Source organism: Pseudoalteromonas sp. GB43, assembly GCF_054923805.1.
In genome coordinates this window covers 1,053,245-1,071,501 of record NZ_JBPCHJ010000001.1, presented here as the reverse complement: position 1 = coordinate 1,071,501, position 18,257 = coordinate 1,053,245, and the positions used below count along the sequence as shown (strand labels likewise).

Annotated in this window: 20 protein-coding genes and 2 pseudogenes; 10 read left to right on the top strand and 12 right to left on the bottom strand. The window is 41.1% G+C overall.

Annotated elements, in window-relative coordinates; all coding sequences use genetic code 11:
* Nucleotides 1–64: 64 nt before the first annotated feature.
* Nucleotides 65–1,054 (bottom strand): AraC family transcriptional regulator, encoded by a 990-nt coding sequence (locus ACRWSG_RS05065; protein WP_300359399.1) that lies wholly within the window; start codon nt 1,052–1,054, stop codon nt 65–67.
* 147 nt (nt 1,055–1,201) lie between these two features.
* Here ACRWSG_RS05065 and ACRWSG_RS05060 point away from each other — a divergent pair, with 147 nt between their 5' ends.
* Together ACRWSG_RS05060 and ACRWSG_RS05055 are read left to right on the top strand one after the other, a co-directional pair.
* A complete protein-coding gene (locus ACRWSG_RS05060; RefSeq protein WP_462165800.1) occupies nt 1,202–2,077 on the top strand; it encodes a penicillin acylase family protein in 876 nt (291 codons plus the stop codon).
* Nucleotides 2,053–3,747, top strand: a complete 1,695-nt coding sequence (locus ACRWSG_RS05055) for a penicillin acylase family protein (protein ID WP_462165798.1) — start codon at nt 2,053–2,055, stop codon at nt 3,745–3,747. Before ACRWSG_RS05060 ends, ACRWSG_RS05055 begins: the two co-directional genes overlap by 25 nt.
* On the opposite strand, the gene sfsA is transcribed toward ACRWSG_RS05055, so the two are convergent.
* Entirely contained in the window at nt 3,737–4,456 is a 720-nt protein-coding gene (gene sfsA / locus ACRWSG_RS05050) for a DNA/RNA nuclease SfsA (RefSeq protein WP_138599599.1), read from the bottom strand. The genes ACRWSG_RS05055 and sfsA overlap by 11 nt on opposite strands.
* Nucleotides 4,457–4,605: 149 nt before the next feature.
* On the opposite strand from sfsA, the gene pepB reads away from it, so the two are divergent.
* Entirely contained in the window at nt 4,606–5,901 is a 1,296-nt protein-coding gene (gene pepB, locus ACRWSG_RS05045) for an aminopeptidase PepB (RefSeq protein ID WP_054551182.1), read from the top strand.
* 209 nt (nt 5,902–6,110) lie between these two features.
* On the top strand, nt 6,111–6,677 hold the full coding sequence (locus ACRWSG_RS05040; protein ID WP_054551183.1) for a phosphoribosyltransferase: 567 nt from the start codon (nt 6,111–6,113) through the stop codon (nt 6,675–6,677).
* A 37-nt stretch (nt 6,678–6,714) separates the two neighbouring features.
* Here ACRWSG_RS05040 and ACRWSG_RS05035 read toward each other — a convergent pair whose 3' ends face one another.
* Nucleotides 6,715–7,371 (bottom strand): Crp/Fnr family transcriptional regulator, encoded by a 657-nt coding sequence (locus ACRWSG_RS05035; protein WP_054551184.1) that lies wholly within the window; start codon nt 7,369–7,371, stop codon nt 6,715–6,717.
* Between the two features lie 268 nt (nt 7,372–7,639).
* Between ACRWSG_RS05035 and ACRWSG_RS05030 the strand changes: the two genes are divergently transcribed.
* On the top strand, nt 7,640–7,870 hold the full coding sequence (locus ACRWSG_RS05030) for a YgjV family protein (protein ID WP_054551185.1): 231 nt from the start codon (nt 7,640–7,642) through the stop codon (nt 7,868–7,870).
* A 2-nt stretch (nt 7,871–7,872) separates the two neighbouring features.
* Here ACRWSG_RS05030 and ACRWSG_RS05025 read toward each other — a convergent pair whose 3' ends face one another.
* From ACRWSG_RS05025 to ACRWSG_RS05005, 5 genes are all read right to left on the bottom strand, one after another.
* Nucleotides 7,873–9,513 (bottom strand): amidohydrolase, encoded by a 1,641-nt coding sequence (locus ACRWSG_RS05025; RefSeq protein ID WP_462165797.1) that lies wholly within the window; start codon nt 9,511–9,513, stop codon nt 7,873–7,875.
* A gap of 92 nt (nt 9,514–9,605) precedes the next feature.
* Nucleotides 9,606–9,839 (bottom strand): EF-hand domain-containing protein, encoded by a 234-nt coding sequence (locus ACRWSG_RS05020; RefSeq protein WP_462165796.1) that lies wholly within the window; start codon nt 9,837–9,839, stop codon nt 9,606–9,608.
* Nucleotides 9,840–9,843: 4 nt separating this feature from the next.
* On the bottom strand, nt 9,844–10,077 hold the full coding sequence (locus tag ACRWSG_RS05015) for an EF-hand domain-containing protein (protein ID WP_054551188.1): 234 nt from the start codon (nt 10,075–10,077) through the stop codon (nt 9,844–9,846).
* Between the two features lie 98 nt (nt 10,078–10,175).
* The gene (locus ACRWSG_RS05010) at nt 10,176–10,403 is read right to left on the bottom strand and encodes a PLC family EF-hand domain-containing protein (protein WP_054551189.1); all 228 of its coding nucleotides are present in this window, start codon (nt 10,401–10,403) and stop codon (nt 10,176–10,178) included.
* Between the two features lie 9 nt (nt 10,404–10,412).
* Nucleotides 10,413–10,640 carry an EF-hand domain-containing protein gene (locus tag ACRWSG_RS05005; protein ID WP_054551190.1) on the bottom strand — a complete coding sequence of 76 codons (228 nt, stop codon included), beginning with the start codon at nt 10,638–10,640 and terminating at the stop codon, nt 10,413–10,415.
* 312 nt (nt 10,641–10,952) lie between these two features.
* On the opposite strand from ACRWSG_RS05005, the gene ACRWSG_RS05000 reads away from it, so the two are divergent.
* From ACRWSG_RS05000 to ACRWSG_RS04980, 5 genes and pseudogenes are all read left to right on the top strand, one after another.
* A complete protein-coding gene (locus tag ACRWSG_RS05000) occupies nt 10,953–12,410 on the top strand; it encodes a HAMP domain-containing sensor histidine kinase (RefSeq protein WP_462165795.1) in 1,458 nt (485 codons plus the stop codon).
* A 1-nt stretch (nt 12,411) separates the two neighbouring features.
* Nucleotides 12,412–12,939 (top strand): hypothetical protein, encoded by a 528-nt coding sequence (locus ACRWSG_RS04995; RefSeq protein WP_462165794.1) that lies wholly within the window; start codon nt 12,412–12,414, stop codon nt 12,937–12,939.
* A gap of 2 nt (nt 12,940–12,941) precedes the next feature.
* Nucleotides 12,942–13,835, top strand: a pseudogene (locus ACRWSG_RS04990) (sigma-54-dependent transcriptional regulator); the annotation flags it as partial.
* A gap of 95 nt (nt 13,836–13,930) precedes the next feature.
* Entirely contained in the window at nt 13,931–14,284 is a 354-nt protein-coding gene (locus ACRWSG_RS04985) for an AAA-type ATPase lid domain-containing protein (protein ID WP_462166899.1), read from the top strand.
* Nucleotides 14,285–14,292: 8 nt separating this feature from the next.
* Nucleotides 14,293–14,793 (top strand): DUF1543 domain-containing protein, encoded by a 501-nt coding sequence (locus ACRWSG_RS04980; RefSeq protein ID WP_054551194.1) that lies wholly within the window; start codon nt 14,293–14,295, stop codon nt 14,791–14,793.
* A gap of 1 nt (nt 14,794) precedes the next feature.
* Here ACRWSG_RS04980 and ACRWSG_RS04975 read toward each other — a convergent pair whose 3' ends face one another.
* The 4 genes and pseudogenes from ACRWSG_RS04975 to pdsR form a co-directional block, all read right to left on the bottom strand.
* Complete coding sequence (locus ACRWSG_RS04975; protein WP_054551195.1) at nt 14,795–15,004, bottom strand: hypothetical protein; 210 nt, start codon at nt 15,002–15,004, stop codon at nt 14,795–14,797.
* 50 nt (nt 15,005–15,054) lie between these two features.
* Nucleotides 15,055–15,225: a hypothetical protein gene (locus ACRWSG_RS04970; protein WP_156426462.1), complete on the bottom strand. Its 171-nt coding sequence runs from the start codon at nt 15,223–15,225 to the stop codon at nt 15,055–15,057.
* Between the two features lie 113 nt (nt 15,226–15,338).
* Nucleotides 15,339–17,464, bottom strand: a pseudogene (gene pdsS, locus ACRWSG_RS04965) (proteobacterial dedicated sortase system histidine kinase).
* On the bottom strand, nt 17,464–18,153 hold the full coding sequence (gene pdsR / locus ACRWSG_RS04960; RefSeq protein ID WP_209327138.1) for a proteobacterial dedicated sortase system response regulator: 690 nt from the start codon (nt 18,151–18,153) through the stop codon (nt 17,464–17,466). Before pdsR ends, pdsS begins: the two are co-directional and overlap by 1 nt.
* Nucleotides 18,154–18,257: the final 104 nt, after the last annotated feature.

Genomic DNA, 18,257 nt, shown 5'->3' with positions numbered 1-18,257 from the left:
CCCTTAACTACTCGTCATTTTTTTAAATTTGCTAAGTTATATGGGCAAAAAAAAATAATACAACTTAAATAGTATATAAAGCTAAAAACTTTTTTGGCGTGGTTTTGTACCAACGCTTAAAGGCGCGTTGTAGAGCGCTTTGTTCAGAAAAGCCTAACTTGTTGCTAATTTCCAGTGCAGATAGGCCTTTTAGAAGCATCTCTTTTGCAAGTAGTTTTCGTTGCTGATCAATGAGTTTAGAAAAACTAAGTTGCTGATTTGAAAGGTGACGTTGTAAAGTGCGTTTTTTAATATTGAGTTGAATTGATGCTTGCTCAAGGGTCGGTATGTGAGGCAATTGGGTATTAATGAAAGTAACTAACTGCGAGGCATAATCATGCTGTGATACAGCTGTATCGACTTGAGATAATAAAATGTTTTCAAGCTCGGGGTTAGGAGATTGCAGTCGACATTTAAGAATCGATTTACTAAAAATAAGAGAGTTTGAGTTAGCTGAAAACTCAATAGGGCAATTAAAAACCTGTTTATAAACAGTTAAACTTTCTGGGGTTGGGGTGGGTCTAGTCAACTGTACTTTTTCAAGGCTAACATCGGCATGATTTTGACAACAGTGCTTAGCAAATGAAAGCCAACTGCTAAATAATTCATCTACCATGTAATGCTGTATGTTACTTTGAGCATGCCAGCTTAGACGACAAAACTCGTCTTCAGAAACGAGTTCAATGTGACCAATGTTTCGTATTGTTTTGCTTAATCTCTGTGCATGCTCCAGTGCTTTTTCTAAGTTTTTGCTCACTAATGCAACATGACCTAATAGCCCCCAATTTTGTGCTTTTAAAGAGTTGCCAAACTCCAGCCCAATATGCTCTTGTTGTAATATTTTATCGCCATAGTGCATGAGTGACTCATAGTCAGCGATAGGAAAGCGGGCGCTTACATCGTCCAAATCTTTCAGTCGTTCACCGAGCAAAGCTTCAATTTGTTTGCTACACATGCCTTGGCGTTCTAAAAAAAATACAAGTGAGCGAATTATCTGGCAACTGATATAAAACATAGGTCATTCATAGTTATTATTATTTTAATAGAGGTAACGCTGCATTAGTTGGCGCGCAAAGTCAATTTTTTGCGTGAAAGGTCAAGATTTAGCCTACTATTTAAGGCAAGCTGGGGGGTGGACATACAATCATAATAAGGATCCACAATGAAACTCAATCCCCTGCTAATCGGTATTGCTGCGGCTTTGCTCGTCGGCTGTAATTCAGATAAAGATAACAATGACACCACAGCTCCCGTTGTTACCCCTGACCCAGATCCAGTTGTAAAAGTAGATATTCCTGCATTTTCCGAAGGCAATACGTTACAAGCGAATGTGCGATGGACAACCTATGGTGTACCCCATATCACAGCAGCAAATTTAGAGAGTTTGGCGTTTGGAGCAGGGTTTGCATATGCAAAAGATTATGCTTGCTTATTAATGGACCAAATTATTAAAGTGCGAGGCGAACGCTCAAAACACTATGGCCCAGATAAGGTTGCTGGAAGTGGAGATTCACAGCACTTAATATCAGACTTTGGTTATAAAGCATTAGGAGTGAATGAGTTCGCACTGCAACATTATGATGAACTCAATGAAGACAGTCGCGCCCACTACGAGGGGTTTGTACAGGGGTTTAATAAATACGTAACAGACACCGGTGTTGAAAACCTTGCTCCAGAGTGTGCATCGCAACCTTGGGTTACCCAACTAACAGCACAAGATATGCTTGCCTATTCAATGGCTACCGTGCAGTTAGCCAGTTCAGCTAATTTTTTAGAGTTAGCTTTTTTTGCCAACCCTGGGGATAGCAATGAATATTTACCTGTACCAATGAGCGGTGCTCCTTCAGCTGTTTCTAGTATCACTAACAACATTGCTCAGCAAGCTGCGCAATTTAAACTTGAAAAAAAATATAAACATTTGGGTTCAAACGGTTGGGGCCTAGGTAAAGACATGATGGCCGCAATGGCAAAGGAGGATTACTCGCTAATCCACACTTTCCTTATGAGGGAAATTTGCGGTTTTGGCAGTCTCATTTGACCATACCTGGTGCTATGGATGTAATGGGGGGGAGCCTTCAGGGAATGCCGGGCGTTATTAATATTGGCTTTAATGAGTATGTAGCTTGGACGCATACTTTTTCGACTGCGCGTCACTTTTTAATTTATCAATTGGCTTTAAATGAAAATGATAGAATGAGTTATAGTGTTGAAGATGAGCAGTACTCAATTACTGAAAAAGTCGTTACTGTTGAAGTGGCTACTGGTGCTGGCAGCACAATTGAGTTGAGCAAGCCCTTTTATTATAGCCATCATGGATTAATGCTCGAAACACCTGTAGAAAATGGCTTAGGTTGGAGTGATACTCAAGCATTTACGATAAAAGATGCTAACGAATTTAATATGGATGTCGTTGCTCAGTGGTCGGCTTTAAACCAAGCTGTAAGCCTTGAAGATATGAAAGCAGCCTTTGCTGAGTTTGATGGTGTGTCTTTCAATAACACCATGGCAGCAGACAAAGAAGGTAATGTCTTTTATGTTGACGATAGCACGGTTTTAAAGCTTGACGATCAAGCGAACTTAGCCATTCGATTACAACCAGAGCTTGTTGCTTTGAGAGAGTCCGTCGGCTTTGACATTGTTCCTGGCAATATGAAGCTATTTGAAAGCCAAGGCAAAGTACCATTTAACGAAGCGCCGCAATTAACACGCACAGATTATGTACAAAATTCTAATGACAGCTATTGGGTTACTAATCTTAACGAGCCACTCATCGGCTTTGCGGCTCAATATGGTGATGTGCATAAACCCCTATCACTAAGAACAAGAATGGGATTGAAGCTTCTTCAGCAAGGAGGAGGCGAAGATGCTAAATTTACCTTGGATGAGTTAGAGCAGGCATTAGTTGGTAATCACTTTTACCTTGAGAGTTTAGTGTTTGAAGAGCTGGCATTACAATGTTTTGCACAAGGGGACTTACCAATTGAATTAAGTAACGGTACGCAAGTTGATATCAGCCAAGCATGTGATTTATTAGCTAATGCCGATGGTAAAATGAACTTAGATACGCAAGGTGCTGCTTTATTTCGCGAGTTTGCGCACTTATTTAACGCAAAAGAGCATCTTTATGACAATTTTGATGTGACTAACCCTGCTAATACGCCAAATACATTACGCAAAGATAAAGTTGCTTTAACTGCATTGGCACATGCTGTTTATAATTTACAAGCAAATAATGTTGCACTGGATAGTCGCTTAGATGAATTACAGTTTGTCGAAAAATCACTTGCCGGTGGCAGTGGCTCAGGTGAAAAGCTACCTTGGGCTGGTCCTATGCATGTGGAAGGTGGGTTTAACGTGTTCAGGTATGATCGCAGTAACTTAACGCGTTCAACACTAATCCCCTACACGGATTATGCTGTTCTAAATGATGCTGTGACGGGTAAACCTCTTGCATCAAACTTAACGCCGCAGGGATACCCTGTTAACTATGGCTCTAGTTGGATGTTTGTAATGAACTTTACAGAAAATGGCCCTGAGGCAAAAGGTTTGTTAACCATGTCACAAAGTTCAGACTCACATTCAGAACATTTTGATGATCAAAGTCGCTATTATTCTCAGTCGGCTAAGCTTAGACCTTTACTTTTTAAAGATGAAGATATTGAGCTTAACCTGATTGATGAAGTCGACCTGTCAATGACTAAGCAATAAAAGGTACTTTTTCAGCCAGTCTGATCTGGCTGGCTGAAATTTCTGCTTTATAAGCTATCACTTCAACCCCTTTTTTTATAGCTTCAGTCAAAAGCTGGGCATATTTCGGATCGATATGTTCTGCTGCACTTACTTGATTGATACCGTCGTGTAAAACTGCAAAAAGCAGAACGGCACGATGCCCTTGCTGTACCATTTCTACTAATTCCCTGACATGTTTTTGGCCACGTTCAGTTTTTGCATCCGGAAAATACCCTTGTCCGGAGTGTGGTTCTGTTTGTGAAAGTAATGTCACAGATTTTACTTCTACATAGCAATGGGGTTTATGTTCATCTGTTAGTAAAAAGTCGATACGGCTATTTTCTTGGCCGTATTTTACTTCTGCAGCAATGGTTTGATAGTCAACAAGTTCAGCAATCGCGCCTGTATTTAAAGCTTCTAGCACAACCTGGTTTGCAATAGCGGTATTAACACAAATTAAGTGGTCGAATTGGTTCTGAGTTAATTGCAAGGATTGAGGGTACTTACGTTTATCATTATCACTGGTTGAATAAAAAGCCTTAAACCCAGGCTCTGCGCAGCCCGTCATTTTGCCTGTATTAGCACAGTGAGCTGTAAACTCTGCACCATCGGCAGTTTTTAAGTCGGCTAAAAAGCGCTTGTAGCGCTTAATTAAGGTGGCTGATTGTAATGCAGGAGTAAACTTCATGACTTTACCTGATTGGTTTTTCTTTATTGTAAGTGATTCATTACGCGGATTAAACCACACTTCATAACGCTATTTATCGCAAGCTGTTGGGAACTGACGTTGGCTGTAGTAAACTCAATCAACATTTTTAGCGCAAAGAGTATTCTAACATGTCAGAAAAATTTCTAGTTCAACTTAGCGAGCAGGGCGCTGCCGCACATTGGGGCGAAAAAGCCGCTCTTTCTTTTACTGAACAAGGCGCAACTGTTCATTTAACTGAGCAAGATACACTTAAAAACGTACAAAAAGCAGCACGTACGTTAGCTAATCAAGGCTTAAAAAATATTGCCTTAGTAGGCGATGTTTGGTGCACAGAAACACAGTGGGCTTTTTATCAAGGTTTTGTATCACCAAAGAATTTAGACGCAATTGAGTTTGTTGAAAATGCAAAAACAGACAGCAAAGAGCTGACTTCGTTAAAGCAAGCTGCGACGTGGGCTCGTCAAATGATCAATGGCACTGCGGATGATATTTTCCCAGAGAGCCTAGCTGGTAAAGCTGCTGAGTTTATTCAGTCATTAGCGCCTGAGCACGTAAGCTACCAAATCATTAAAGGCGATGCTTTATTAGAACAACAATGGATTGGTATTCACGCGGTAGGCCGTGGTAGTGAGCGTCCACCGGTATTATTGGCATTAGATTACAACCCAACGGGCGACGAAAACGCACCTGTTGCGGCCGCTTTAGTTGGTAAAGGCATTACCTTTGACTCAGGTGGTTACTCAATCAAAGCAAGTGAAGGCATGTTAGGCATGAAGTGCGACATGGGCGGTGCTGCTACAGTAACTGCAGGCTTAGCACTTGCTATTAGCCGTGGTATCAACAAACGTATTAAATTGTTCTTATGTTGTGCTGAAAACTTAATTTCAGGTCATGCCTACAAACTTGGTGATATCTTAACGTATAAAAATGGCACTACAGTTGAAATCGTTAATACCGATGCTGAAGGCCGTTTAGTCCTAGCTGATGGCTTAATGGCTGCAGGTGAGTCTGGCGCGCCATTAATCATTGATGCGGCAACACTAACAGGCGCTGCGCTTGTTGCTGTTGGTCAAGAGTACAATGCATTGTTCGGTCTTGATAAAGAGCTTGTACGTGACGTACAAGACTTTGCAGAGCAAGAAATGGAAGCTGCATGGCCATTACCACTTGAAAAATGGCATCAACAAAATTGCCCGTCGCCATATGCAGATACCGCAAATAGCCGTCCTCAAAAAGGTGGTGGTTACGGTGGTGCTTCTAATGCGGCTGGTTTCTTATCACGCTTTGTACCAAATGAAGGCAAAGGTTGGGTGCACATTGACCTTGCTGCTGCATTTAACATGGGTAGCACAAGCGAGTGGGCTGCAGGCGCAACAACACAAGGTATGCGTACCGTTGCAAGAACTTTACTAGAAAAAGCATAAGCAATTTACTTTTTCTGTAGCTAATTAAAAGCCCCTTAACTTTATCTAAGTTAAGGGGCTTTTTTGATTTAAAGGGGAATTTTACAAACTGATACAAGCTTTTTTGAGTAAATTAGTATAAAATCCCGCCCCACATTTTCTCATCCTGTGGTTAGTTTTTATTAAATTAGCTACACTAGAATGATCATTTCACACTGGGGTCTCTATTTATGTCAGATAAGTGCTATATCACTGCGCAGCAGCTTCTTGAAGATTCATTTCGTGTTGCGGCACAAGTTTATGAAGATGGTTTCCGTCCTGATTTCATCATTGGTATTTGGCGTGGTGGTGCTCCAATTGGTATCGCAGTTCAAGAATATTACGATTATAAAGGCATCGAAACTGACCATATCGCAGTGCGTACTTCTTCGTATTACGGTATTAACCAGCAATCTAAAGAAATTAAAGTTCACGGTTTGCATTACATCATCGAAAATGCCAATGCAGATAACTCATTACTAATCGTTGATGACGTGTTCGATTCTGGCCGCAGTATTTTTGCATTAAAAGAAAAGCTTTCTGAATTAATGCGCTTAAATCTACCACGTGATATTCGCGTTGCTTGCCCATACTACAAGCCAAAGAACTCAAAAGTAGACATGGTGCCAGATTACTTCATTCATGAGTCTGAAGAGTGGCTTGTGTTCCCTCATGAGCTTTCAGGCCTAACGCCAGACGAAATTATCGAAGGTAAGTCAGATTTAGCTAATATTCATGATTTACTTGTAGAAAAGTAAGTTTGAATACCCTTGCAGTTATGAGTGTGTCCTACACTTATAACTGCGCAAAACTATCGACGTAATCACTAAGCTTGTCGATATCTACTACTTGTAAACCTTGATTACTTCTTTGCACTAAGCCTTTTTCAACTAACTCTGTAACGACGCGTCTATATGCTCTTTCGGTGGTAGCAAAGCGCTCAGCTTCAGCATTTACGGTAGGGTAGGCACGCAGTAACGTTGGGTTGCTGTTTTCAGCTCTTAATAAGCAATCTTTAGCTATGTTGTAGCTAAGTGGTAATAGCAGCTTATCTAAGTTTATTTTTTGGTTTTCTTGGAATTTAGCGGCAATTGTTTGCGCTGTGTACAAGCTTAACTCTGGCTTTTCTAACAGTAGTGCGCGCCAATGCTTGAGCTCTATTAGGTTATAGCTTACATCGCTAAAGCACGTAACTGTATAAATACACGGATAGTTATTCAGAGCTTCAATTTCACCTATCAGTGTGTTGTTACAATCAAGCTGGCCTAAAAGAAGGCGTCGACCATTACCCACGTCATAGCTGAACGACACTGTGCCGCTTCTCACTAATACGAGTTTTGACAAGGGTTGATCTTGGTGGATCAGCACTTCTTTTTTAGCTTGTTGAAAACTGCTGCCAGCAAATGTCAGTAATTGGTCAACAAGGTAGCTTGAAAAATGATATTGAAACATTAACGCCGCTCTTCGGACAATTGTCCTATTTATTACATCTTAATGACGTTAGCATTAAGATTCTAAGAATTTACGCTAACTTGCTAGTAAGGTGTTTCACGTTACTGATACCTTCATTTCCCGTGTAATGATTTTAAAGCCAAGGTTATTCTTAAGCTTTACAAGGTTTTTAGTAAGTTAGCTTTTTTATTTTATTGTCAAAATAGCACAGAGTGCGTCAAAAAAAATGACAAGCTCCAATGCTAACCTAAAGCCTAGGAGAGAACAATTGAGTTGGGAATATTTAGGCTATTTAGCGTCAGCACTGTTGGTTGCTTCTTTGACAATGAGCGATGTAGTAAAACTACGTTGGCTTAACTTAGCAGGGTGTATTGCATTTACCTTCTACGGATTAGCAATAGGAGCCGTGCCCGTTGCCTTCACTAATGGCTTACTGGCGTTTGTGAATATTTACCACATCGTTAAATTAAAGCGTCAGCAAAAAGCTGACGCCGAGTAATATTATTCCTCTTTTTTATATTTCAGCTCGCCCGCAATCCAAGTTTGCGTCACGTTTATATCGTGAATTTCAGAAATTGGCGCTTTGTAATAGTCTTTATCAATCAAAATAAAGTCAGCCCATTTACCTTGCTCTAAACTGCCTACCTTAAACTCTTGATGTGCAGCATAAGCACCACCTAAAGTAAATGCACGCAAAGCTTCATCACGCGATAGCAGCTCTTGTGGTCGCCAGCCGCCTTCTGGTAATTGATTATGATCCATTCGGGTGATGGCCGAATATAAACCATCAAATGGGTTAGCAAGCTCCACTGGAAAGTCAGAACCCGCTGCAATCACTGAGCCTTGTGCTAAAAAGGTCTTCCAAGCATACGCCCCTTCAAGTTGTTTTTCAGTCAGGCGTTGCTCAGCCATATGCATATCAGAGGTTGCATGAACAGGCTGCATTGATGGAATAATTTTTAATGTTTTAAAACGAGGAATATCTTCAGGAGTCACGATTTGTGCATGTTCAATTCGGTTACGAAGTAAAATACCACCGGTTTTTTTAAATACATTTTCATAGGCATCGAGTACTACGTGATTGGCTTTATCACCAATTGCATGAGTGTTTGCACTAAAGCCATGGGAAAAGCTTAGGTTAAATAGCTGCTCAAGCTTTTCTTGAGTTTCAAGCATTAAGCCATGATGATTTTTACGATCAGCGTACTCTTCAATGAGGGCTGCGCCTCGGCTTCCCAAAGCGCCATCCGCATACACTTTGACACTGCGAATCGACAGCATGTCATTCATGTCTTTATATTTACCCGCTTTGAGCATGGTTTCTAATTGAGGATCGGCAGCACTTAGCATGGCTACGATTCTGACAGGAAGAGTACTTTGCTCAGAGCGCTGCTTGTATACTTGCCACGTGTCGTAATCGATACCGGCATCATGGGTTGATGTGATGCCTAAACTTAGTAGATGTTTACCTGCATTATCTAAGGCTGTATTTATGCTGGCATGGCTTACTTTTGGTACATGCTGAGTAATAAGCGTTTCGGCTTTATCAATGAATACCCCTGAAGGTAAGTCAGAATCTAGCTTTAAAATTTCACCGCCAGCAGGAGAGGGAGTTTGTTTGGCAATACCTGCAAGTTCCATGGCTTTTGAGTTAACCCACACAGCATGACCATCAACGCGAGAAAGCACCACAGGTTTGTCTTTTACGTATTTGTCTAAATCAGCTGCAGTTGGAAACTCACCGCCAGGCCATTGCTCTTGGTTCCAACCGCGACCAATGATCCAACTTTGTTTATCTTTGGCAAACTCAGCCAGCATTTTGCCAACCTCATCTGCCGAGCGCGTATTCCTTACATCAAGTTGTGAAAGGTTATTTCCTAAACCAATCACATGACCATGAGCATCGACTAAGCCTGGTAACAATGTGGCTTGCTTGCCATCAATTGCGGTGGCATCAGGGAAGCTATTTTTAATTGAGTCATTGCCTGTTTTTACGATTTTACCGTCTTTAAAAACCAGTGCAGAAAAGTGTTGGGTTTCGCCTTTATAGGTAGGCGTATAGCCATTTACATTATAAATAACAGTGGTGTTGGCAAAGCAGCTAAGTGAAGCTGTTGCGAGTAAGCTGATGATGAGTTTCATAATCTTCTAATAGTTTTTATTGATTTATGAAAACAGTATCAGAGTTGCAGTAAACTGCAACTCAGCAGAGATTAATAATTAACTATAACTCTTTATTTGCTCGCATAAATCTTAAACTCACTGAGGGATAATTTATTATCTTTATCACTGTCGTAATTTTTAAATCGCGACCACAGAGCTGGGTCTCTCGCAGACTCTGAGCGAGTCAGGTAACCATCGTTATTACGATCAAGTTGTTTAAATTTTTCACCAATACTATCTGCAGCAAAACTCATTGTGCTAAATGCACAACTTAAAACTAGGCTGGCAAAGGTTAATTTTGACATTACTTTAACTCTTGTTTGTTAAATAGTGTTTAAACTCAAGGAGCGAGATTTGTTGATCTTTATCTGTATCCCACTGCGCTATGCGTTTTTGCAAGTGCGGTTGCGATGACAGTTCCTGCTCAGATAAAAAGCCATTTTTATCTTTATCTAGGTGATCAAAGCGTTGTTTTACGTCCAATGCTAAGCTATTGAAGCTTATAGTAATTAAGGTGCATGGAGCAAGCCAGAAAATTCTCATAATTGCCTCCTAAATAAAAGTGCTTGCCATAATTTAACTCCCAAAATTTAAATCCGTTTACACATTCCCTCTGGGATTATGGCAAGCACTTTAAGCCGTTAAGGTTTGAATTTTTCAAACTCTTGTTCAGACAAAACCTGATCGCCGTTTTCATCCAGATCGGCAAATTGCTTAAGTAAGTTATCGTGTTTGGTTGCTTCAGTTAATGAAATCTCGCCATCGGCGTTTGTATCAAATTTAGCAAATCGAACATCCATTTGTGATGCTAAAACGGTGGCGCTGATAACTAAAAACATCAGCGAGAATGCAGCTAAAAGTTGTTTCATTACAATCTCCTATTGAATAAACGACTGAAACTCAGAAAATGAAATTTGGCCATTTTGATTACTATCAATTTGCGTAAAGTTGCCGTGCAACAAGGCATCTTCAGATGCTTCTGCTTCACTCAAAAAACCATTGCTGTCTTTATCTAGCTCATTAAATGTTGTCTGCAAATCAAGTGCGTAACTATGAACTGAGAACAGACTTATAAGCAGGGTGGCTACCGGGGCCGTTACTTTCATTTTGTGTCCTAAATAACTAATTTGCTTAGTACTAATCAAAATCAGTGCCAATATTAAAAGTTATTAATTATCAGGTGGTTATGGTTTTCGTGTGGATTTGAATGCGAAATAGTTACAGGGTGTTGTGTCTTTTTTGCAACGATTTTCAGGTGTTAAAAGTTTATCTATTTTATTTCAATGAGTTAGTTTGTTGCCAAATAGCAACTTTGTATCGGTTTTTGGGGGAAAATCAGTACTTTTTAAGGTCGGATTCAGCGAGTGTCTAAGTTTGTTCGCTAATAATCAGCATCTGCAATTATGTTGAGAGTGAATATGCAAAATACAGTAGCAATAAAAATAAAACAGTTACTCAATTGGCGACCTAGTCTTATTGGCCAGTTTGTCTGTAGCATTTTGCTGTCTTTACTACCGTTATCTTTGGTGGTGATTTTATTTTTAAATGCGCTTAATAAGCAGCTTGCGGTGACTCAAGAAATCGTTGGTGACAATTACGAGATAACTAAAGCATTTAATAACCTCAAACAAGACTTAAACAGCCTAGAAAGGGCAACTCGACAAAACTGGGTGCTTAAAAGTGAATCCCTCGATAGCTTGATTGCCAACAAGTGGCAATCGTCATTACAAAGTGTCGATGAACTCATTTTCTTAAGCCCAACCGCTGATTATGTCTCGCAGTGGCGGCAATTGGCTGAGGTATTACAGTTTGCGCATCAACATTTATTAATAGAACAAAAGCAAGATGGTGAGCTGTTTGCACCCGCTAGTAAGCTTATCAGTGAGCAAACAAATTGGCTCAAAGAGCAAAATGAATTACGCATCACAAAAAATCAGCAGCAATTAAAAGCACTTCAAGCTTCATTTATTAATTGGTTAGTTGCGTTAATTCCACTCACTTTATTAGTCGGGGGCGGGTTTCTTTGGCGGATCAGCGGACGGCTCAGGGAACTCACACATGTTATTGATAAACTTGGACAAGGCCATTGGCAGCAAAAAATTCAAGTTCGAGGCTCGTCAGAGTTAGTTGAATTAGGTAACAAACTAGAGTGGGTTCAAGCACAGCTACATATGCTTGAGCAGCAAAAAGATACGTTTTTACGCCATGTGACACATGAATTAAAAACGCCCCTAGCTTCGATGGTTGAAGGCACAGACTTACTCGCAGATGAAATTGTTGGCCCAATCAATAGTGAGCAGCAAGCTGTCCTTGGGCTAATAACGCAAAGTATGGTGCGGCTCAGAGCCATGATTGAAAGCTTATTGAGTTACAACGCTATTCGCACGAGTAAGCAAAGCCTAAGCGAGCTTAATTTTAACTTGATGATGAATAAAATTGAGCGTCATTTTGAGCACCGATTATCAGCGCGTGACTTATCCATTGTGTGGGTGAACGAGTTACCAAATAAAGCTTTGTTTATATCAATTGAGCTACTTGAAATGGTGCTCATTCAGTTGACTTCAAATGCGTTAAAGTTTTCGCCGGAACATGAGTCAGTGACAATAAAAGCAAGCTTAAAACAGGGACAGTTAATTTTGTGTGTCAGCGACTTAGGAGTAGGGATAGAGGATACTGAAAAAGCCGCTGTATTTGGGGCTTTTTACCAAGGCAAAAATGCAAAACAACATACTGAAATGGGCAGCGGACTCGGTTTAACCATAGTTAAAGAAACCGTTGAACAATTAAACGGTAAGCTCTCTATTACAGATAATGAGCCACAAGGGTGTGTATTTACAGCCATTTTACCAATTCAATTAACCCAAGGAGTTAACTGATATGGGCTTAGCGAATAAAGCCAGTTTTATGCTTGTTATAGGCACACTTTTTATAACAGGGTGCACGATCACGCAAAAGCATGTTGAGGCAGAGCAAGTAGAGCCGACAACAGAAGTGAAACCTCAAGGGCAACCTAATCCAAAGCCTCGGCCGAAAAGTGAGCCGTTATATCCGCCTGCAAGTACAGTCATTGCTTGGCATGCTGCCAAGTGCGGTGGCTTTAAGGCAAGCTCTGATAAAGCAAATTATGTTGGCGAAAATGAGCTAAAGCGTCTGTTTGAGTCGATTTGTTTACTCGGTGCTTCAGAGCCAGAAAAAGCTCTTAGTCAGCTTGAAAAAAGTGACCATGCTTTTTATTGGCCAGATGATATTAAGCAGTATCTATGGTTACAAAAGCAATATTTACAACAGAATTTAGCAGCAAAACAAGCTAAGCAGGCGCTAAGTGATGAAATGGAAAAAACCTTATCGTCGCTTGCGACTATCGAACAACAACTTCTGCTACGTGAAGAAACCAAGGAGCAGTAACCATGAATGAAGTAACAAAACCACGGGTTTTATTAGTAGATGACGATGCGAGTTTATTAAAGTTACTGGCGATTAGAATTGAGTCTAAAGGCTATTTGGTAAGCACAGTCGAAAGTGGCATTGAGGCATTACAAACGTTAAAAAACCAAACCTATGATGCGGTGATCACTGACTTAAGAATGGATGAAATGGACGGCATGGCTCTACATCGCCAGTTACAAAGTCGTTACCCTTCAATGCCGGTGATTATGATGACAGCACATGGTTCGATACCTGATGCAGTGGAAGCGACGAAGCAAGGTATTTTTGCATTTATTACCAAACCAGTTGATAAAGATGAGCTGTTCGACAGCCTTGCTAAAGCTATTGAGATCCATGGTGTACACGGTGATGAAACACCGACACAAACAAATATTGTCACCCGTAGCGGCGCGATGTTGCATTTACTTGAGCAAGTTAAATTGCTTGGTCCAACGCAAGTGAATGTGTTGATCTCCGGTGCTAGCGGCACAGGTAAAGAGTTGCTTGCACAAGCAATACATCAACATAGCCATGTTAGTGACGGCCATTTGTGGCAATTAACTGCGGCGCTGTGCCGGGGGAGCTTTTAGAGTCTGAATTGTTTGGGCATAAAAAAGGCGCGTTTACAGGCGCAGTCAAAGACCATCAAGGTTTGTTTCAACAAGCTCAAGGTGGGACCCTTTTTCTAGACGAAATTGGTGATATGCCGCTAAATTTACAGGTAAAACTACTGAGGGTTTTACAAGAGAAAACCATTCGCCCTGTGGGCTTTCAAGAAGAGATCCCAATTGATGTGCGGGTGGTGTCGGCGACTCATAAGAACCTCCCAGAGGCAATCAATAATCAGCAGTTCCGTGAAGATTTATATTACCGATTAAATGTGGTGAACTTAAAACTGCCTCCGCTTTGTGAACGCCGAGAAGATATTAGTTTGCTAGCACAGCATTTTGCAGGTCTAATTGCTAAACGTATGGGGCAAGAGCAAAAGCAGTTTGCCAATGATGCGATGCATGCTTTGGTGCGCTATGATTGGCCGGGTAATATCCGTCAATTACAAAATGTGATAGAGCAGGTAGTAGCCCTTACACCTGGTAAAGTGATAGCTGCTCAGTTAGTTGAGAGTGCATTAAATAGTAATGTTAGTATTGCTGAGCCACTTTCGTTAAATGATGCAAAAAAAGAATTTGAGCGAGATTATTTAATTAATACGCTGAAAATGTCAGCGGGTAATGTTGCCGAAGCCGCAAAGCTTGCGAAACGTAATCGCTCAGATTTTTATAAATTAATCAAAAAGCACAACATTAATGTTGAAAGCTTAATATAAGGAAAAACATGGCGCTTTTTTTAGTCTATCTGGGTGGTCGTATTCAAGGTTGCCACATTGAAATGCACGACGTTCGATTTGTCGTAGGCGATAGCATTGAGCAAACCTACTCAAAACTAAAAGCACAATGGGTGGGTGATAAAAGCAACGTACACATGGATAGCTACATGCAAATTCAGCACATTGATGGTTATCAGGTCGAAGTGGTTGATAGTGCGCATCACCAAGCCGAAAAACTGTATTTTGTGAATTTGGGTGCTTACCGAGCTGATAGCCTTGCAGAGCAGCATGATTTTGCATTGTACGTTGCCCGTAGCAGTGAAGAAGCAAAGCAACGCGCTAAAGAATCTTTACTGGCAGGGATGACACACCTTCATAAAGATGATTTACACGATGTAGACGATTGTTTTGCGATTGACTTGTTAGATAGCAACTTATCAATCAAATTAACGCCAAGCGGGCAAGCACAAGCAATGAAGCCCGATTGGTTTGGCTATCACGTGTTGTGATCTATTCTTGGTTATCGTTTTTACTGGCAACTTTAAAGGCGATAATCACCAATCCAAACAAGGCAAATGGCAGTGCAGCGAGTAAATACTCAACGGTATGGCTGTCTTGATAGTTGGGCTGGAGTAGGAAGTGACCTGCAACACAAAGTAAAATAGCCACGAATAAAACGGGCAGTAAAATCAGTTCTTTTTTAGGTGAGTGTTTTTTCATTACAAAGCGTTATATTCCAAAGGTGCGCCATTGTAATGATCTCAGCTTACTCAGGTCAAATAAGTTGCTTTGTAGTTTGCTTTATATTGCGCTGTATCAACTTTTTTAGTGTCAGCTTTTACAGGCTGCTTTTTTGGAGCCGCTGGTTTATCGGTTGCTTCATTATAGCTAAATAGCCCCATAATGAACTCAATCTCTTCACGTTGTAATCCAGATCGCATGATGACCTCCAAAGAATAATTTGCCTTTTGTATTACAAATATTACGTCCTGTAATCTGAATTATCGGTGAATATCGCGCCACTAAACTGTAATCATATGTAACGCAAATATGCTTATTTAATAGGCAGCTCCACAGTAAACACAACACCTGTGCCATCAGCTAAATTTTCTGCCAATACTTTACCGTGATGGTAATCGCAAATAAGCCTTACAATATAAAGACCTAAACCCAAGTGTGGCTGCTGCTGATGTTGCTGACTTCTCACCGAGACCATTGAGTCGAAAATGTGTTCAACTAAACCGTCAGGGAGCAAGGTCCTTGGTTGCTGATTTTTAATAATGCATGCTGCTCTTGCTTGGTTAAGCTGACTGAAATTGTGCTTTGCGGGGTTTTAAACTCAAGTGCGTTGTTGATGAGCTTATCGAGTAATTGGGCAATAAATTCTGGTGCACCACTAACATTTAACGGCTCTTTACAAAGCGACAAGGTAAATAGGCTTTCACCATAGGTTATTTGATAGCCTTGCATGCAGCCGGTGATCACTTTGGTCAGGTCAAATTCTTCTGCCTCGGCACTTTGAATACTTTGTTCAAGGCGCGTTGCTTCACTCATGGTGGTAATAATTTTACCTAACCGCTCAACCCCTTCACTGGCACGGTCGAGGTATTTTTGACTCAGTTCAGATTGCGGCTGCATTTGTAAGTTTTCAAGTGAAGAGCGCACAACAGCCACAGGCGTACGCAGTTCATGGGAGAGTCGTGATGACATATTTTCTAAGTAATCAGTATAACCACTTAAACGGCTAACAATGTTGGCAAAGCTGCGAGAAAGGTCGCCAATTTCGTCATTCGAATCGGCATAAGTAATTTTGCCGGTGATGCGCCCTTGGGCATCAATGGCTTGCTCGGCGTTGTCACGTAAGCGGCGAATACGGCTGGAAATTCTTGAAGCAAAAAAGAATAGCGTCACAGTGCCTACAAGCATCACCGCTAAAATGACATTAAAGAGCTTTTCTAACGATTTATTACGTAGGGTGCGCACGCCATTGGTGGTTTCTTCTGCGATTACTGCACCAATGACTTTATCTTGGATCCAAATAGGGTAGGCCGCCGATAAAATAACGGCTTTGTTATCTGGAGTTAAGCGCCATGATGATGCTGGTTTCCCATTTAAAGCACTGGCAATGTGAGTACCTTGCATCGCAGCGACATCATGTAAGGTATCAATGAACTCATTTTCTGGGCGAGTTAAAATTTTATAGTAAAGTGGGTGTAAGTAATCTTGCTCAAAGCGTTGCCACCATGTTGTTGCCGGCGCATCTTTTAGGCCGTCTGCCCAAACGCCATCGGCATGATGAATTGAGCCTGATTGTGCAAGTACGCGATGATGGTTATCGACGACCCAAATTCGGCTGCCACTGTGGCCCATGCCTTTCAAAATACGGTTAATTTCTGGTGAAGGCACTAAAACTGAGCCGATATCATTGGGGTTTTGTAGGTTTGAGGTCGACATTAGCTGAGGCTCAACCTTGTCTTCATCCCAATCTTCAATCGCAAAACCAAGCTTATTACCTAGCATCGAAAGCGGAAAACGCAGTTCTATGTTGTAACCCGTGTCGGTGCTTTTAAAATAACCTTGGATTTTTGTGACAGGCTCCTGTGTTGTGGCATCAAAGGCATTAACCCAACCATCTTGACGGGCGGCCACCACATAACGTTTAAACTCACCTTCAGGTGTTTTTAACATGATCTGTAAGTGATCATTACGGGTAAAGCTAAGCACATTTTTAGCACGATACACCAGCGAGCTGTCTGTGACTTTAAAAGCCGCATAAAGGTAGTTTTCGTATTTGCCTACCATGTGATCAAAACTTAGATCACTTTCTTGATGCTCATTGCTTAGCCCCTGTAGGTAGCGTTTGTCATAATGCCAAAATAAGCTTTGATACGGCTGCCATTCCGACAATTTACCATCAAGTTGAATCGGGTTATTTAGGTTGTAAGCATATAAATCTCGGCCTTTTACAACTTGATCTAAAAAGTTGGTTTGCGAGTCAAACAAAGCAGGGCGCTCATGTAATGCGGTTGCGAGTGCGCGGGTGGTGCCCACTAAGGTTTTTTCTTGCCCTTGTCTTAAGAATTTTTCCATTTCCCAAACATATTCATAGCCAAGCCAAGGCAATAAAAATAAAAAGCAGGATAAGAAAATAAACTTTGTTCTAAGCCCCAAACGCAGCATTAAGCTTGCTCCCAGCGATAACCCATACCGTAAACGGTATCAATGCAGTCAAATGCACCATCTAAAGCAATAAACTTTTTACGAATGCGTTTTACGTGTGAGGTAATAGTGCTGTCATCAACATAAATTTTCGCATCACTCATTAATTCGTTGCGGCTTTTTACATGGCCTGGACGCTGTGCAAGTGAATGTACCATCCAAAATTCTGTCACAGTTAAATCAACCAGTTGCTCTTGCCAAAAAACCTGCATGCGCTGAGTATCTAACTTTAACGGGCCGCGATGCAAAAGAGCAGTTTGATCGGCGGGTTGATCGAAGGCATCAAGGCGTCTAAACAAGGCACCTATGCGAGCAGCAAGATGCGCCATACTGATGTCTTTGGTTAAGTAATCGTCAGCACCCATGCGCAGGCCACATACGGTATCAATTTCGCTATCGCGGGCGGTTAAAAATATAATCGGTAAGGTTTTAGAAAGACTGCGTAATGTTTGGCAAAGTAAAAAACCACCATCCACTTCATGACCAAGGCCAATATCAACAATGGCTAAATCTGGTAAAGATTGACTAAATGCCACTTCAGCACTGGCTCTGTCAGCAAAGCCTACAACCTGATAGCCCTGAGCGCTGAGCATTTCTGTGTAGTTTTCGCGGATTGCTGTTTCATCTTCAACGATTGCTATTTTCTTCATTGTTAATACTTACTTAAATTCTTTCTATAGCGAACTATACCTAATTTTTTGCCTTGCGTACTGGCAAAAACGCGATTGCCATTTTTCTGCCACAATTGCTCAGC

Bases quoted from the DNA above. Each gene is read 5' to 3' on its own strand.
- ACRWSG_RS05065 (WP_300359399.1), bottom strand. From the start codon at position 1,054: ATGTTTTATATCAGTTGCCAGATAATTCGCTCACTTGTATTTTTTTTA.
- ACRWSG_RS05060 (WP_462165800.1), top strand. From the start codon at position 1,202: ATGAAACTCAATCCCCTGCTAATCGGTATTGCTGCGGCTTTGCTCGTC.
- sfsA (WP_138599599.1), bottom strand. From the start codon at position 4,456: ATGAAGTTTACTCCTGCATTACAATCAGCCACCTTAATTAAGCGCTAC.
- pepB (WP_054551182.1), top strand. From the start codon at position 4,606: ATGTCAGAAAAATTTCTAGTTCAACTTAGCGAGCAGGGCGCTGCCGCA.
- ACRWSG_RS05040 (WP_054551183.1), top strand. From the start codon at position 6,111: ATGTCAGATAAGTGCTATATCACTGCGCAGCAGCTTCTTGAAGATTCA.
- ACRWSG_RS05035 (WP_054551184.1), bottom strand. From the start codon at position 7,371: ATGTTTCAATATCATTTTTCAAGCTACCTTGTTGACCAATTACTGACA.
- ACRWSG_RS05025 (WP_462165797.1), bottom strand. From the start codon at position 9,513: ATGAAACTCATCATCAGCTTACTCGCAACAGCTTCACTTAGCTGCTTT.
- ACRWSG_RS05020 (WP_462165796.1), bottom strand. From the start codon at position 9,839: ATGTCAAAATTAACCTTTGCCAGCCTAGTTTTAAGTTGTGCATTTAGC.
- ACRWSG_RS05015 (WP_054551188.1), bottom strand. From the start codon at position 10,077: ATGAGAATTTTCTGGCTTGCTCCATGCACCTTAATTACTATAAGCTTC.
- ACRWSG_RS05010 (WP_054551189.1), bottom strand. From the start codon at position 10,403: ATGAAACAACTTTTAGCTGCATTCTCGCTGATGTTTTTAGTTATCAGC.
- ACRWSG_RS05005 (WP_054551190.1), bottom strand. From the start codon at position 10,640: ATGAAAGTAACGGCCCCGGTAGCCACCCTGCTTATAAGTCTGTTCTCA.
- ACRWSG_RS05000 (WP_462165795.1), top strand. From the start codon at position 10,953: ATGCAAAATACAGTAGCAATAAAAATAAAACAGTTACTCAATTGGCGA.
- ACRWSG_RS04995 (WP_462165794.1), top strand. From the start codon at position 12,412: ATGGGCTTAGCGAATAAAGCCAGTTTTATGCTTGTTATAGGCACACTT.
- ACRWSG_RS04985 (WP_462166899.1), top strand. From the start codon at position 13,931: ATGGGGCAAGAGCAAAAGCAGTTTGCCAATGATGCGATGCATGCTTTG.
- ACRWSG_RS04980 (WP_054551194.1), top strand. From the start codon at position 14,293: ATGGCGCTTTTTTTAGTCTATCTGGGTGGTCGTATTCAAGGTTGCCAC.
- ACRWSG_RS04975 (WP_054551195.1), bottom strand. From the start codon at position 15,004: ATGAAAAAACACTCACCTAAAAAAGAACTGATTTTACTGCCCGTTTTA.
- ACRWSG_RS04970 (WP_156426462.1), bottom strand. From the start codon at position 15,225: ATGCGATCTGGATTACAACGTGAAGAGATTGAGTTCATTATGGGGCTA.
- pdsR (WP_209327138.1), bottom strand. From the start codon at position 18,153: ATGAAGAAAATAGCAATCGTTGAAGATGAAACAGCAATCCGCGAAAAC.